The organism is Streptomyces sp. 135, from assembly GCF_020026305.1.
In the GTDB taxonomy this organism is placed as follows: domain Bacteria; phylum Actinomycetota; class Actinomycetes; order Streptomycetales; family Streptomycetaceae; genus Streptomyces.
The window spans coordinates 4,132,228-4,147,108 of the sequence record NZ_CP075691.1; the positions used below are offsets into that span (position 1 = coordinate 4,132,228).

At 69.3% G+C, this 14,881-nt stretch carries 15 protein-coding genes, 3 tRNA genes and 1 pseudogene; 7 read left to right on the plus strand and 12 right to left on the minus strand.

Annotated features, from left to right (window positions below; genetic code table 11):
• Positions 1-75, plus strand: a tRNA-Asp gene (locus KKZ08_RS18555).
• A 265-nt stretch (positions 76-340) separates the two neighbouring features.
• Entirely contained in the window at positions 341-616 is a 276-nt protein-coding gene (locus KKZ08_RS18560; RefSeq protein ID WP_223775524.1) for a DUF6274 family protein, read from the plus strand.
• 545 nt (positions 617-1,161) lie between these two features.
• Here the strand turns inward: KKZ08_RS18560 and bldC are convergent.
• A complete protein-coding gene (gene bldC, locus KKZ08_RS18565) occupies positions 1,162-1,368 on the minus strand; it encodes a developmental transcriptional regulator BldC (protein ID WP_003949541.1) in 207 nt (68 codons plus the stop codon).
• A gap of 468 nt (positions 1,369-1,836) precedes the next feature.
• Positions 1,837-2,688, minus strand: coding sequence for a hypothetical protein (locus KKZ08_RS18570; RefSeq protein WP_223775525.1), 852 nt, complete (start codon positions 2,686-2,688; stop codon positions 1,837-1,839).
• A gap of 231 nt (positions 2,689-2,919) precedes the next feature.
• Here KKZ08_RS18570 and KKZ08_RS18575 point away from each other — a divergent pair, with 231 nt between their 5' ends.
• Positions 2,920-3,996: a Glu/Leu/Phe/Val dehydrogenase dimerization domain-containing protein gene (locus tag KKZ08_RS18575; protein WP_223775526.1), complete on the plus strand. Its 1,077-nt coding sequence runs from the start codon at positions 2,920-2,922 to the stop codon at positions 3,994-3,996.
• 284 nt (positions 3,997-4,280) lie between these two features.
• Positions 4,281-4,538, plus strand: coding sequence for a DUF3073 domain-containing protein (locus KKZ08_RS18580; RefSeq protein ID WP_223775527.1), 258 nt, complete (start codon positions 4,281-4,283; stop codon positions 4,536-4,538).
• A gap of 89 nt (positions 4,539-4,627) precedes the next feature.
• Here KKZ08_RS18580 and purM read toward each other — a convergent pair whose 3' ends face one another.
• From purM to purS, 10 genes and pseudogenes are all read right to left on the minus strand, one after another.
• A complete protein-coding gene (gene purM / locus KKZ08_RS18585; RefSeq protein WP_223775528.1) occupies positions 4,628-5,701 on the minus strand; it encodes a phosphoribosylformylglycinamidine cyclo-ligase in 1,074 nt (357 codons plus the stop codon).
• Positions 5,702-5,746: 45 nt separating this feature from the next.
• On the minus strand, positions 5,747-7,273 hold the full coding sequence (purF, locus tag KKZ08_RS18590; RefSeq protein WP_223775529.1) for an amidophosphoribosyltransferase: 1,527 nt from the start codon (positions 7,271-7,273) through the stop codon (positions 5,747-5,749).
• A 110-nt stretch (positions 7,274-7,383) separates the two neighbouring features.
• A complete protein-coding gene (locus KKZ08_RS18595; protein ID WP_223775530.1) occupies positions 7,384-8,220 on the minus strand; it encodes an META domain-containing protein in 837 nt (278 codons plus the stop codon).
• A gap of 54 nt (positions 8,221-8,274) precedes the next feature.
• Positions 8,275-9,075, minus strand: coding sequence for a maleylpyruvate isomerase family mycothiol-dependent enzyme (locus tag KKZ08_RS18600; protein ID WP_223775531.1), 801 nt, complete (start codon positions 9,073-9,075; stop codon positions 8,275-8,277).
• A gap of 9 nt (positions 9,076-9,084) precedes the next feature.
• Positions 9,085-9,723 carry a TetR/AcrR family transcriptional regulator gene (locus KKZ08_RS18605; protein ID WP_223775532.1) on the minus strand — a complete coding sequence of 213 codons (639 nt, stop codon included), beginning with the start codon at positions 9,721-9,723 and terminating at the stop codon, positions 9,085-9,087.
• A 5-nt stretch (positions 9,724-9,728) separates the two neighbouring features.
• Positions 9,729-10,568, minus strand: a complete 840-nt coding sequence (locus KKZ08_RS18610; protein WP_223775533.1) for a M23 family metallopeptidase — start codon at positions 10,566-10,568, stop codon at positions 9,729-9,731.
• Between the two features lie 36 nt (positions 10,569-10,604).
• A complete protein-coding gene (locus KKZ08_RS18615; RefSeq protein WP_223779103.1) occupies positions 10,605-11,021 on the minus strand; it encodes a helix-turn-helix domain-containing protein in 417 nt (138 codons plus the stop codon).
• Between the two features lie 114 nt (positions 11,022-11,135).
• Positions 11,136-12,880 (minus strand): annotated as a pseudogene (gene purL / locus KKZ08_RS18620) (phosphoribosylformylglycinamidine synthase subunit PurL); the annotation flags it as partial.
• The gene (purQ, locus tag KKZ08_RS18625; protein WP_223775534.1) at positions 12,877-13,557 is read right to left on the minus strand and encodes a phosphoribosylformylglycinamidine synthase subunit PurQ; all 681 of its coding nucleotides are present in this window, start codon (positions 13,555-13,557) and stop codon (positions 12,877-12,879) included. The pseudogene purL and the gene purQ, both read right to left, overlap by 4 nt.
• A complete protein-coding gene (purS, locus tag KKZ08_RS18630; protein ID WP_223775535.1) occupies positions 13,554-13,805 on the minus strand; it encodes a phosphoribosylformylglycinamidine synthase subunit PurS in 252 nt (83 codons plus the stop codon). The genes purQ and purS overlap by 4 nt, the downstream gene beginning before the upstream one ends.
• 354 nt (positions 13,806-14,159) lie before the next feature.
• On the opposite strand from purS, the gene KKZ08_RS18635 reads away from it, so the two are divergent.
• The 3 genes from KKZ08_RS18635 (at position 14,160) to KKZ08_RS18645 (ending at position 14,829) form a co-directional block, all read left to right on the plus strand.
• A complete protein-coding gene (locus KKZ08_RS18635; protein ID WP_223775536.1) occupies positions 14,160-14,477 on the plus strand; it encodes an Lsr2 family protein in 318 nt (105 codons plus the stop codon).
• 125 nt (positions 14,478-14,602) lie between these two features.
• Positions 14,603-14,674, plus strand: a tRNA-Gly gene (locus KKZ08_RS18640).
• A gap of 79 nt (positions 14,675-14,753) precedes the next feature.
• A tRNA-Gly gene (locus KKZ08_RS18645) sits at positions 14,754-14,829 on the plus strand.
• Positions 14,830-14,881: the final 52 nt, after the last annotated feature.

The window sequence follows — 14,881 nt, forward strand, 5'->3', positions numbered from 1 at the left end:
GGTCCTGTGGAGCAGTTTGGAGTGCTCGCCACCCTGTCAAGGTGGAGGCCGCGGGTTCAAATCCCGTCAGGACCGCAGTTGAGGAGAACGGGCCGCATCCCCTGGGGGAGCGGCCCGTTCCACATTTCCGCACCAGGCGACCACCCCACCCGGCCAGAGGCCGCACCCGCGGCGCAGCCGCGAAAAGACACAGCAAATCCCGTCGGGACCGCAGTTGCTGGAGAACGGGCCGCATCGATTCCGATGCGGCCCGTTCTTGCGTGCGCGTCTTGACTGCGTCACATTCCGCCGGTACCCCAGACAGCAGGGAGTCGGCGGCAGACTCCTCCGGAGGTGACGCATGTCTGCTTCTTCTGTTCCTTCCGCGGCTGCGCGGCACGAGACCCGCGCCCTGCTGCGTGCCCACCTAGCGGCGGCCACGAGCTACCGCCACCTGACGCGGCACTGCGCGATCTGCCACCGGCTCCTGAGGCTCGCCCTGGAGCCCTCGCCGCACCGCCCCGGCGAGGGCGAGGCGTTGTCCGACGCCGGCTTCGTCCTGGAGGAAGCAGCGGGCGACGAGCGCGCCGAGGGCGAAGCCGTGCCCGGCGAGGACGAAAGTCCCGCCAAGGCATGACCAAAGCCGACGCGCGGGCCGTCCCCTCGGTGGGAGGCTGAGAGGCGTAGGGCTCGATGTACCGCCGAAGTCCCTCTAGCGCAGGGGCATCGCACGCAACAAGGCGCGCGGCATGTGACGGGTGTCACCGAACAGGTTTTGGAAACACCCGAACTTACACCCTCCCTACAACGGGCCAATTTAATATGTGCAATTGCACCACCCTCGAGCCACTCCCCTCGCGTTCCCCTTGCGCACTCCGCGCACTCCCCAGCCACGCCCCAAGTGCCCCCGCGGGGACTCCCCAGAGACCAACAGGGACGCTCACGGGCGTGCCCACCAGCACCTCTTCGGCGCACAAAAAAAGATCGCGCTGGACCCGGCGGAGTCCAGCGCGATCGAACGACTCACCCATGAGGCTCAGGCGTGGATCCCGTTGGGGCGGGACCCGCGTCGCGTGTAGCTATATGTCGGACGTACGGCCAGGTTGGGGGACCTGACAGCAGTGGTGCTATTCGCCCGGGTTGTGCGGGTTACTGCTGGTTGAGCGGTACTTCAGGCGTACGTCAGGCCTCGCTGCGCTGCTGCGGGATACCCGCGAGCAGTGCGCGGACCTCAGCCTCGCGGTAACGGCGGTGTCCGCCGAGCGTGCGAATCGACGTGAGCTTGCCAGCCTTGGCCCAGCGCGTCACCGTCTTCGGGTCGACGCGGAACATCGTGGCGACCTCAGCCGGGGTCAGCAGCGGCTCGGCATCAGGGGTGCGAGCGGTCATGAGCGGCCTCCTCGGGAGAACCGAACCTTCTCGGTTCATTCCTCTAAATTCTGCACCTTGACCCGCGTTGCCCGAAATGGCGGACGCGAGTCGAGTCGGTTATAGGACGAACGGCTTGTCCTCGGCACTACAACTACACCATCCGTCCAGCCGCGTCGGCCAAACCGATGGAATTGCCCTCCCAGGTGTTCATCACCGACGGAAGCCGATGGACCATGCCATAGCGGACAGTCACGCCACCGTGACGATCAGTCACAGAGCGATCAGGAGTCAACAGGACCCCCCATACAGTGCAATGCTGAGCATTCCGCCCTTACTTGGGCGGAAGGAGCCCTCCCCGGACTCCTTGTCCTATTTTGGCATGAGGAGGGGCGATGGGCGCAAGGGCCCCGTAAGTGCGGTCCGTCACGCTTGACACAAAGGCCCGGATCGGGACCTACGTCCTGCCACCCGTCGGCTCACGGTCCCTCAGTTCGCGAACTGAAGGTCCCGGACCGCCCGCCATCGCTCCACGAGCCTCGCATACGCCTCGCCGGCCCCCTCGCCGTCGCCGTTGCGCAGGGCCTCGATCCCCTCGGCCACATCCGCCGCCGAGTGGTCCTCGTCCAGCTCGTCGGCGGGCAGGGCGTGCACGAGGCCGCCGTAGTCCAGCTCGACCAGGGAGCGCGGGTGGAACTCCTCCAGCCACCGGCCGACGTCCACGAGGCCCTCGATGAGCGGCGCCTCGTCCAGCGCGTCCCGCAGCGTCTTCAGACCGCGCGCCACCCGGCGCCGGGCCTGGACCATCGGGGTGCGGTAGCGGAGGACCGGTGAGGCACCGGGCGCGCCCTCCTCGCCGCGGTCGTAGCAGCGCTCCTCGTCCGACACGAGCACGAACCAGTGCAGCGGCACCTGCCACGTCGACGTACGGATCCAGGGGCGCGCGTCGGGGTTGCGGGCGAGCCACTGCTCGTAGTCCGCGGCCGTCTGGCTGCGGAGCACCGGCGGGAGCACCGCGTCGAGGACCGGCGCCGGCAGCTGCCCGGCCAGCTCCCCCATCGCCTGCCAGCCGCGCAGCCGGGTCCGCCACGGGCAGACGCACAGCACCCCGTCGATCTCCAGGACGAAGGCGTCGCTGCTCTCGTGCACCGGCACGGGCACGGGCGGCGTCGGCACCAAATCGGCCAGGGAGCGCCGGAGTTCGTCCTGGTACGAGGGGTGGTCCGAGCGGCGGGCGTAGCGCGCCCAGTGGCCGCGCTCCGGCTCGGGGAAGGCGGCCAGCGGCTCATAGACGCGCAAGTAGGACGCGTACGGGACCGTCACCGATGACACCTTGGGCACGGCTGCTTCTCTCCCCCGCGTTCCGACCGGACAACCCCGAAATCACTGCCGATCGTGCCATGGCCGAAGCCCGCCGCGCCGCTCCCTCACGCGGCCCGCGCTCGGCGAGACGGGTGATCCTCGCCGCCGGGCACTCAGATGCGGTGGACAGGCTTTAGTCTCATGCCCATCGGGCCCCGCCACCCGTACGGGAGCCCGCCCACCGCCGCTACTCGACCGGGAGTCACCACCGTGACCGAAGCAGACAACGGCGTCCTGCACACCCTGTTCCACTCGGAGCAGGGCGGCCATGAGCAAGTAGTGCTCTGCCAGGACCGCGCCAGTGGCCTCAAGGCCGTCATCGCCCTCCACTCCACCGCCCTGGGCCCGGCCCTCGGCGGCACCCGCTTCTATCCGTACGCGAGCGAGGAGGAGGCCGTCGCCGACGCGCTGAACCTCGCGCGCGGGATGTCGTACAAGAACGCCATGGCCGGTCTCGACCACGGCGGCGGCAAGGCCGTGATCATCGGCGACCCCGAGCAGATCAAGAGCGAGGCCCTCCTCCTCGCCTACGGCCGCTTCGTCGCCTCGCTCGGCGGCCGGTACGTGACGGCCTGCGACGTCGGTACGTACGTCTCCGACATGGACGTCGTCGCCCGCGAGTGCCGCTGGACGACCGGCCGCTCCCCGGAGAACGGCGGCGCCGGCGACTCCTCCGTCCTCACCGCCTTCGGCGTCTTCCAGGGCATGCGCGCCTGTGCCCAGCACCTGTGGGGCGACCCGACGCTGCGTGACCGCAAGGTCGGCGTCGCGGGCGTCGGCAAGGTCGGCCACCACCTGGTCGAGCACCTCCTCGCGGACGGCGCCGAGGTCGTGATCACCGACGTGCGCGAGGAGTCCGTACGGCGCGTCCTGGACAGACACCCGTCGGTGACGGCGGTGGCGGACACGGACGCGCTGATCCGCACGGAGGGCCTCGACATCTACGCCCCCTGCGCGCTCGGCGGCGCCCTCGACGACGAGTCCGTGGCCGTGCTGACCGCGAAGGTGGTGTGCGGCGCCGCCAACAACCAGCTCGCGCACCCGGGCGTCGAGAAGGACCTCGCCGACCGGTCGATCCTCTACGCGCCGGACTACGTGGTGAACGCGGGCGGCGTGATCCAGGTCGCCGACGAACTGCACGGCTTCGACTTCGACCGGTGCAAGGCGAAGGCGGCGAACATCTTCGACACCACACTGACGATATTCGCTCGCGCAAAGCAGGACGGCATTCCGCCGGCCGCGGCGGCCGACAGGATCGCCGAGCAGCGGATGGCCGACGCCTGCTGAGATCACCGCCCAGGGCCCCGCCGACTCGGTTGAGGAGACAAGACTCACCCCCGTCGGCGGGTCGCCCGGCAAGAAGAGGTTAAAATCGCAGTTGACCAGCGAGGACGGGGCTCCTCGCGGGTTCTGCGCCGAGGCGCGTCCTGCGGGCGACGTACCGTATGGCCGCAGGAGCAGGTACCGTGGAAGCCCTACGGACCGGTCTCTCCGAGGAGAGTCCGTCCTAGATCATGAACGCGTGTCAAGACTCTGGGGCCGTCGAGCCCCGTATCCGAGGGGGTCGAGCCATGGGGCGCGGCCGGGCAAAGGCCAAGCAGACGAAGGTCGCCCGCCAGCTGAAGTACAGCAGCGGCGGGACTGACCTGTCGCGTCTGGCCAATGAGCTGGGCGCTTCGACTTCGCAACAGCCGCCGAATGGCGAGCCGTTCGAGGACGACGACGAGGAAGACGACCCGTACGCCCAGTACGCGGATCTGTATAACGTCGACGACGACGAGGACTCGACCGATGAGTCCGGTCCGTCGTCGCAGCGCCGCGGCGCTTGACCTCGTTGTAGCGACTGCACTTCACCCGGTCCGGGGTGGTCACCACACCGGACCGGGTTTTGTGCTGCCTTGAACCCCTCCGCACGGGCCTACTTGGCGTAGTCACCGATCAGGGCGGCGCCCGTGGTGTGCTCCCCGCGCTCAGTGATCTCGCCCGCGACCCAGGCGTCCACACCCCGGTCGGCGAGGGTGGTGAGCGCCGCGTCCGCCGACTCCTCGGGGACGATCGCGATCATGCCGACGCCCATGTTCAGCGTCTTCTCCAGTTCGAGGCGCTCGACCTGGCCCGTCTTCCCGACCACGTCGAAGACCGCGCCCGGGGTCCAGGTCCCGCGGTCGACGATCGCGTGCAGGCCGTCCGGGATCACGCGGGCGAGGTTCGCCGCAAGGCCGCCGCCTGTGATGTGGCTGAAGGCGTGGACGTCCGTGGTGCGGGTGAGCGCCAGGCAGTCCAGGGAGTAGATCTTGGTGGGCTCCAGGAGCTCCTCGCCGAGGGTGCGGCCGAACTCCTCGACCTGCCGGTCCAGGGCCCAGCCCGCGCGGTCGAAGACCACGTGCCGGACGAGCGAGTACCCGTTCGAGTGAAGACCGGACGAGGCCATGGCGATGACCGCGTCACCCTTACGGATGCGATCCGGGCCGAGCAGGCGGTCGGCCTCGACCGCGCCGGTGCCGGCGCCCGCCACGTCGAAGTCGTCGGGGCCGAGCAGGCCCGGGTGCTCCGCCGTCTCGCCGCCGACGAGCGAGCAGCCGGCGAGGACGCAGCCCTCGGCGATGCCCTTCACGATGGCGGCGACGCGCTCGGGGTGGACCTTGCCGACACAGATGTAGTCGGTCATGAAGAGCGGCTCGGCGCCGCACACGACGATGTCGTCCATGACCATCGCGACGAGGTCGTGGCCGATGGTGTCGTAGACCCCCATCTGGCGGGCGACGTCGACCTTCGTGCCGACGCCGTCGGTGGCGGAGGCGAGCAGGGGGCGCTCGAAGCGCTTGAGGGCGGAGGCGTCGAAGAGCCCGGCGAAGCCGCCGAGGCCGCCGAGGCCCGCGACCTCCGGGCGCTGGGTCTTCTTGACCCACTCCTTCATCAGCTCGACGGCGCGGTCGCCCGCCTCGATGTCGACGCCCGCGCTTGCGTAGCTGGCACCAGTGGTCTCAGACATGACGGTGAGAACTTTCGTGTCGTACTGCTCGTACTGCGGGGGGTCTTACGGGCGGCGGATCGCGTCGGCGGCGGCAGTGCTCGCCGGGCCCGCGGCCAGTTCCGTCTCCAGGAGCTGCTTGCCGAGCAGTTCGGGGTCGGGGAGATCCATCGGGTACTCGCCGTCGAAGCAGGCGCGGCAGAGGTTCGGCTTGTCGATGGTCGTGGCCTCGATCATGCCGTCGATGGAGATGTACGAGAGGGAGTCGGCGCCGAGCGACGTGCCGATCTCCTCGATGGTCATGCCGTTGGCGATCAGCTCGGCGCGCGTCGCGAAGTCGATGCCGAAGAAGCACGGCCACTTCACGGGCGGGGACGAGATCCGGATGTGGACCTCGGCGGCGCCGGCCTCGCGGAGCATCTTGACCAGGGCGCGCTGGGTGTTGCCGCGGACGATCGAGTCGTCGACGACCACCAGCTTCTTGCCCTTGATGACTTCCTTGAGGGGGTTCAGCTTGAGGCGGATGCCGAGCTGGCGGATCGTCTGCGAGGGCTGGATGAAGGTCCGGCCCACGTAGGCGTTCTTGACCAGGCCCGCGCCGAAGGGGATGCCGGAGGCTTCCGCGTACCCGATCGCGGCGGGGGTGCCGGATTCGGGCGTAGCTATGACGAGGTCGGCCTCGACGGGGGCTTCCTTGGCGAGCTTGCGGCCCATCTCGACACGCGAGAGGTAGACGTTCCGCCCGGCGATATCGGTGTCGGGACGCGCCAGGTAGACGTACTCGAAGACGCAGCCCTTAGGCTTCGCTTCTGCGAATCGGGACGTTCGCAGGCCGTTCTCGTCGATGGCGACGAACTCGCCAGGCTCGATCTCGCGGACGTAGGAGGCGCCGCAGATGTCGAGCGCGGCGGACTCGGAGGCGATGACCCAGCCGCGCTCCAGGCGGCCGAGCACCAGCGGGCGGATGCCCTGCGGGTCGCGGGCCGCATACAGCGTGTGCTCGTCCATGAAGACGAGGGAGAAGGCGCCCTGAACCTGCGGGAGGATCTTCATGGCGGCGTCTTCGATGGTCAGCGGCTTGCCGTCGTCGTCCACCTGGCCCGCGAGGAGAGCCGTCACCAGGTCGGTGTCGTTGGTCGCCGCGACCTGGGTCGCGCGGCCGTTCTCCTTGGGCAGGTCGGCTACCAGCTCGGCGAGCTGGGCCGTGTTGACGAGGTTGCCGTTGTGCCCGAGCGCGATGGAGCCGTGCGCGGTGGCACGGAACGTCGGCTGGGCGTTCTCCCAGACGGAGGCACCGGTGGTCGAGTAGCGGGCGTGACCGACCGCGATGTGACCCTGGAGCGAGCCGAGAGAGGTTTCGTCGAAGACCTGGGAAACGAGGCCCATGTCCTTGAAGACGAGGATCTGGGAGCCGTTGCTGACCGCGATTCCCGCGGATTCCTGGCCCCGATGCTGGAGGGCGTAGAGCCCGAAGTAAGTGAGCTTTGCGACCTCTTCGCCCGGAGCCCAGACACCGAAGACGCCGCAAGCGTCCTGGGGGCCCTTCTCGCCGGGAAGCAGATCGTGATTGAGTCGACCGTCACCACGTGGCACATCTTCGAGTGTAGGCGAGATCGACCACTGGTCCGAATTGGGGATACGGGCCCTGTACGGACGGTGACGACGGCCGTGGTCACGGCCTGCCCACGGCGGGGGCGGCGACCCTATTTCTCCGCGGTGTTCGCGTCGATCACCGTGCCGTCGGCGGCGGTGATCCTCAGGGTGTTCCGCTCCAGTTCGTAGCGTGCCGTGCCGTCGAAGAGCTTCAGCAGCCTGCGCTCGGTGGTCATCGCCTTGCCGGGGCACATCTTCCGGGTGGTGGCGGGGGTGCCGAAGGTGATGCGGCCGTCCTTCGCCTCGGCGTCGGCGGTGACGTCGTTGCAGCCGAGGTTGCCGCGCACCTTGCCGTCCTCGCCGAAGGTGAGGTGGACCTTGTCGGCCACGTCCTTCGGCAGCGGCGCGGCGCTCTTGGCGTCACCCACGGCCCGCACGGTCCACTTGGTGCCGGTGAGCGGGGCTTCGGGCCCGTCGGGGCGTGAGGTGAAGGCCATGCGGTCCCCCTCGGCGGTGGTGAGGGTCATCCGGTCGCCGTCGACCCTCGCGGTGAACTTCTCCTTGCCGAGGGCGCGTACGACGTTCTTCTCGAACCTCATGCGGCCGTCGCCCTCGCAGGCCCGCTCCGTCATCAGCGGTTCGCCGAAGTCCACGGTGTCGCCCTTGATCGTCACGTCGGCGCCGACGGAGTTGCAGCCGAAGCTGCCACCGGCCCGTCCGTCCTTGCCGATCTCGAGGTGGGCGTCGTCGGGGGCCTCGTACGTCTTGCCGCCCACGGTGAGGCTGTCGACGTTCCACCGGACGCCCGTGAGGAGCGGCTCCGTCTCCACGGAACGGCCGCCGGAGCCGCCTTCGGAGCCGGCCCCGGACTCGGTGCCGCATGCGGTGAGCAGCAGCCCGGCGGAGGCCAGCGCGGTCAGGGTCAGGGTCAGACGCTGCGTGTGCATGGCAATGTGACGGGACAAGTGGGGGTGTCGGTTCCATCCGCCCCACCGGCCGGGTCACCCCATGATCGGCAGCAGCCCCGACAGGTCGGCCCGCTCCCCGCTCGCGCTGACCTTCGCGGCGTCCAGGGCGCTCGCCCAGTCGGCGCGTCCCGTGGCGAGGCGGACCCAGGTCAGCGGGTCGGTCTCGACGACGTTCGGCGGGGTGCCGCGGGTGTGCCGCGGGCCCTCGACGCACTGCACCACCGCGTACGGCGGGACGCGCACCTCCGTGGCGGCACCCGGCGCCTTCAGCGCGAGCGCGTCCGCGAGGAGGCGGGTGCAGGCGGCCAGGGCCTGCCGGTCGTACGGCACGTCGAGGCCCGGCACGGCGTCGTTCAAGTCGTCGGTGTGCACGGTCAGTTCGACCGTGCGGGTGACCAGGAAGTCGCCGAGGGTCATGGCGCCGAAGCGAGACGGCACGAGGCGTCCGTCGGGCGCGGCCGCCAGCGACTGCTCGATGCCGGTGAGCGTGCGCGTGAACAGTTCGTCCAGCTCCGTGCCCGCGCTCTCGGCGATGGCCCGGGTGTCCTCGTCGACCTGGGCGGCGGCGGTGACGGTCGCGAACGGCCAGTCCATGAGCGGCACTTCGTGCTTCGCCGGTTCCGGGACGCCCAGATAGCGGTGGACGGTGCCGAGCACCATCGCGATGTGGGCGGCGAGTTCGTGGACGGTCCACTCGCCGAGGCGGGTGGGGCGGGCCAGTTGCTCGGGCGTGAGGGTGCGTACCGCCTCTCGTACGTTGCCGAACTGGGCTAGCACGGCGGTGCGGATCTTGGCGGAGTCGTACGTACGCGTGCGCTTCTTGGCCGGTGGCATGGACCGAGCCTAAGCGTTTCCGGGGTACCCCTGAAGTCCCTTTTCCACCAGGTCGAAGGCGCGTTCGGCGGACGCGGCACAGTCCTTCGCGATGTCGTCGAGCGGCTCGCCGACGATGGTGCGCCGGTGGTTCTCCATGATGAGCGCGTTGCGGGCACCGGTCAGCTGGGCGGCGGCGACCCGCGCGAGGAGCGTGTCGCCCGTCTCCTCGGCGAGGGCGTCCGCGAGGAGCTGGACGCTGCGCATGTGGAAGATCACCATGCGGTGCGCGAGGGTCGGCGTCTCGTTGATGAGCTGGCGCACCTTGAGGGTGCGCGGGTCGCCGCTGAGGCCGATCGACGGGTCGCGCTCGGCGACCTGGGCCAGGAACTGGCGGCGCATGGCCGCCACCGCGGACTCGCCGGGCCGGCGCTCGCGCACCGCGCGGGCCGGGTCCCCGGCGTGCTCCTCCATGGGGCCGACGAGCACGCCTTCCTTGGTGCCGAAGTAGTTGAAGACGGTCATCTTCGACACGTCGGCCGCCTCGGCGATCTCCGCCACGGAGACGTGGTCGAAGCCCCGCTCGGAGCAGAGGTCCACGGCGACGCTCCAGATCCGCGCGGCGGTCTGCCTCTTCTTGCGCGCGCGCAGGCCCAGCTCCTCAGTCATGCAGGTCACGGTACCTGGGTGGCTTCTTCCCGCACCGTGAACGTCTCGCGGTTGCGGGGCACCCCGACCCCGCGCCAGCTGAACGGCACGCCCCGCGCGGTCTCCGGGTCGGGTCCGTCCATCAGCTGGAAGTGGACGTGCGGCTCGGTGGAGTTGCCGGAGTTGCCGCAGCCGCCGATCCGCTGCCCGGCGGTGACCTCGTCACCGGCCCGCACCGTGAGAGAGCCCCGCTGGACGTGCGCGTACAGGGCGTACGTCCCCCCGCCGAGGTCGAGCACGACGTGGTTGCCGATGACGCGGCGGCCCCCGCCGAGCGTCCTGCCGACGCCCTCGACCAGCCAGAAGTACAGCACCCCGAGGAGGGAGCTGCGGCTCAGGTGGTCGCGCTGGCCGTCCTCGGCGTGCACGACGGTGGCGTCGGCTACCGCGTACAGCGGCTCCCCGAAGGCGGGATAGGCCCGGCCGCGCCGGGCGACGGGCCAGAACCAGACGGGACCGGGGCGTGCGGGTCCGTCCTCCGGCTCGGCCGTGATGTCGATGGCGTACGTCTGTGCCAGGTAGTGCGTGCCGTGGCTCGGCACCTTGTCGGCGGGGCTGTTGAGCGCGGACCAGCGGCCGATGACCGGGGGCGCGACCTCGACCGGAGCCGGGGGCTCCACCTCCATCCGTCGGCGCGCGGAGCGGGACAGCGTGGTGCTGACGGCGATCGCGCCGAGCGCGGGCAGCCAGCTCAGCCAGTAGTTGTACGGCAGGTCCGTGAAGAGCCTGACGACGAACTGGCCGAAGAACACCATCCACAGCATTCGATGGAGCACCGCGGCGAACTTGCGCAGGCCTATGGACATGACTCCCCCTTGAGTAGATACAGCTCGAAACCTTGGTCAGGTCACCGGGCGCGCGGCGGTGAGCACCACGAGCAGGGGCACCACCCGCCCGGCGGGCACCTCGTACCGGCCGCGCTCCGAGGTGTGCAGCCAGCCGGCGCCGGTGAGTTGGCGCAGGTGGTGGTAGATCTGGCCGGTCGTCCCGACGTCGTCCAGCGCGGCCAGCTCGGCGGCGGTGCGCAGTCCGCCGAGGATCTCCCGCAGCAGCCGCAGCCGTACGGGATGGCCGAGCGCGGCGAACGACTCGGCCGCATCCGACCAGTCGCCCTCGAACACCGGGTCGGCCGTGCCAGTCGGCGATGTCGATCGCCGCCGTCGCGTCATCGTGCCGAGGGCGTCGAGGGCCCAGAAGTCGCCCTCTGCGAACTCCGCCATGCGCCGTTCGAGCTCGGCGACGCGCTCTTCAAGTTCCACGGGTACGAGATTACGGCAGCCCCCGGCCCCCGTGACGTGGACCACCTGCGACCAGGCGCGATGTCTCCTCGCGCGTCTCAGCCGAGCAGGAGAGCGTTCCGCTGAACGATCGGCGCGCCGGGCCACGTCGTCGATCACGCCGAGCACGGCGACGACCGGCGTCGGAGTGCGATCGCTTCGCCGCCGTCTGGTCGAGCGAGACGCCGCCGGTCGATCCGCCGTCAGCCCAGGCAGCAGCCGTCCGCGAGGCCGCGGACGGCCTCGGCGAACTGCCACATGACGTCCGGGTCCTCGGGCGAACCGAAGTTCAGGCAGTCCGAGATCGCGAGCGGCTTGGCGCCGGAGGCGGCGACGTTGCGGTACGACTCGGCGAGCGCGAGCTGGGCGCCCTTGTACGGGTCGAGCTTCGCGTACCGGCCGTTGCCGTCGGTGGCGATGGCGACGCCGAGGCCCGTCTCCTCGTTGATCCGGATCATCCCGGAGTCCTCGGGCTGCGCGAGCACGGTGTTGCCCTGCACGAAGCGGTCGTACTGGTCGGTGACCCAGGACTTCGCGGCCTGGTTCGGGGCGGCGACCAGCTTCAGGACCTGCTCGCGCAGCTCGGCCGCGTCCGCCGGGCGGGCCAGCTTGTTCGCGTCGTCGGCCTGGAGGGCGTCCTGCCAGGACGGGCGGGCGTAGGGGCGCTCGTAGACCGGGCCGTCGTGCGCCACCGTGCGCGGGTCGACGTCGACGATCTTCTCGCCGTGCCAGAAGATCTCCAGCCGGTCGCCGTCGGTCACCTCACCGACGACGGTGGCGATGACGTCCCACTTGTCGCAGATCTCCAGGAAGCGGTCGACCTTGTCGGGCTCGACCACGGCGCACATGCGTTCCTGCGACTCACTCATGAGGATCTCCTCGGGAGTGAGCGTGGAGTCGCGCAGCGGTACGTCGTCCAGCTCGACCCGCATGCCGCCGGAGCCGTTCGACGCCAGCTCCGAGGTCGCGCAGGAGAGTCCGGCCGCGCCGAGGTCCTGGATGCCGACGACGAGCTTCTCGGCGAAGGCCTCCAGGGTGCACTCGATGAGGAGCTTCTCCTGGAAGGGGTCGCCGACCTGGACGGCGGGACGCTTCGACGGCTTCGTGTCGTCGAAGGTCTCACTCGCGAGGATCGAGGCGCCGCCGATGCCGTCGCCGCCCGTGCGGGCGCCGTAGAGGATCACCTTGTTGCCGGGGCCCGACGCCTTCGCCAGGTGGATGTCCTCGTGCCGCATGACGCCGATGGCACCGGCGTTGACCAGGGGGTTTCCCTGGTAGCAGGCGTCGAAGACCAGCTCGCCGCCGATGTTGGGCAGGCCCAGGCAGTTGCCGTAGCCGCCGATGCCGGCGACGACGCCGGGGAGCACGCGCTTGGTGTCGGGGTGGTGGGCGTCGCCCATCCGCAGCGGGTCCACGACCGCGACCGGGCGGGCGCCCATCGCGATGATGTCGCGCACGATGCCGCCGACGCCGGTGGCCGCGCCCTGGTAGGGCTCGACGTACGAGGGGTGGTTGTGCGACTCGACCTTGAAGGTCACGGCGTAGCCCTGACCGACGTCCACGACACCGGCGTTCTCCCCGATGCCGACGAGCATCGCGCCCCCTCCCGGTGTATCAGCCTCCGGCACCTTCTCGCCGAACTGCCGCAGGTGGACCTTGCTGCTCTTGTACGAGCAGTGCTCGGACCACATGACGGAGTACATGGCGAGCTCGGCGCCGGTCGGGCGGCGGCCGAGGATCTCGCGGACGCGCTCGTACTCGTCTTCCTTCAGGCCCAGTTCGGCCCAGGGCAGCTTGACGTCGGGGGTCTCGGCTGCGTGCTTGACGGTGTCCAGAGTCATGCGTTGACCAGCTTCTTCAGGATCGAGGTGAAGAATCCGAGGCCGTCGGTGCGGCCGGTCCCGACCAGCGGCTCGACCGCGTGCTCGGGGTGCGGCATGAGACCGACGACGTTGCCCGCCTCGTTGGTGATGCCGGCGATGTCACGGAGCGAGCCGTTGGGGTTGCCGTCCAGGTACCGGAAGGCGACGCGGCCCTCGGCCTCCAGCATGTCCAGGGTCCGCTCGTCGGCGGTGTACTGCCCGTCGATGTTCTTGAGCGGGATCGAGATCTCCTGACCGGCCGTGTAGTCGGCGGTCCAGGCGGTCCGGTCGCTCTCCACGCGCAGCTTCTGCTCGCGGCAGATGAAGTGCAGGTGGTCGTTGCGCAGCATCGCGCCCGGCAGGAGGTGCGTCTCGGTGAGGACCTGGAAGCCGTTGCAGATGCCGAGGACCGGCATGCCGCCCTTCGCCTGCTCGATGACGGACTCCATCACCGGCGAGAAGCGGGAGATGGCACCGGCCCGCAGATAGTCCCCGTAGGAGAACCCGCCGGGCAGCACCACGGCGTCCACCTGCTTGAGGTCCTTGTCCTTGTGCCACAGCGGCACGGCCTCGGCGCCCGCCACGCGGACGGCGCGCTGGGTGTCGCGGTCGTCGAGGGTTCCGGGGAAAGTGACGACGCCAATTCGAGCGGTCACTTCTCTTCCTCCACCTTTACGACGAAGTCCTCGATCACGGTGTTGGCGAGGAAGGTTTCCGCCATCTCCTGGATACGGGCGAGGGCCGCGTCGTCGACCGGCCCGTCCACCTCGAGTTCGAAACGCTTTCCCTGACGTACGTCGGAGATGCCCTCAAAACCGAGGCGCGGCAGTGCACGCTGCACCGCCTGGCCCTGGGGGTCGAGGATCTCCGGCTTGAGCATGACGTCGACTACGACGCGTGCCACTGGCACTCCCGGTGTGTGGTGCTGGCGTGTGCTGCTTGCATGGTGCTGAGCAGGTTCCTTCAGACTACCGGCACAAAATTTCTACTCGCGTAGATTCGTAGAAACCTACGTGATGGCGGTCACGTTCCGGGGTTCTGGGCGGGTATCGAACAGGACACCTTCACGAGGAATCCAGGAAAAGATCACGCATCACCATTGCGATCGGACACGCGGAGGTATTCGGCCGGACTTCACAATGCAATGCCGGGCACTGTACAAAGGAAATGGCAATAGTCGATACTTTGCCCATAACAGCCGGACAGTCGGCGTCACCGCACGTCAGCGTGGTGGAGCCGCACGAAGGGACCGATATTCGTGGCGCAGCGTGTCGTAGTCACTCTCTTTGACGACATGGATGGCGGGGAAGCGGCGGAAACGGTCGCGTTCGGTCTTGACGGCAAGTCGTACGAGATCGACCTCAACCAAACCAATGCCAAGAAACTGCGCACCGCGCTCGCCCCCTACCTGGAGGCGGCCCGGAAGCAGTCGAAGTCCGGGAAGGCGTTCCGGCACACGGCCGTCTCCCCCGACCCGTCGGCGGTGCGGGCCTGGGCCCGCTCGCACCAGCTGGACGTCCCGCCGCGCGGCCGCATCCCCAAGAGGGTCTACGAGGCCTTCGAAGCGGCCAACTGACCTGGCGGCCGCCGCAGGCCCCCGAGCCCCTCGCGGCAACCGACTTGCGCTGCACCCCCGCTGGTCAGCTAGAGTCTGGAGCACGCCGAGGGGCAAGGCCGAAAGGCCGGACCTCACGGAGTCGTGCGGGTGTAGTTCAGTAGTAGAACATCCCCCTTCCAGGGGGAAGGCGCAGTGTGCAATTCCTGTCACCCGCTCCGCATCGCTTACGGACCAGTCATCTGGTTGCGGTAAGCTGGTGCTCGCGCCGATCAGTGAGAGCTGGTCGGAGGCAATGCGAACGTAGCTCAGTTGGTAGAGCGCAACCTTGCCAAGGTTGAGGTCGCGAGTTCGAACCTCGTCGTTCGCTCCATCGAAGAAGGCCCCGGTCGATCCGACCGGGGCCTTCTTCGTGCGCGCGGGCG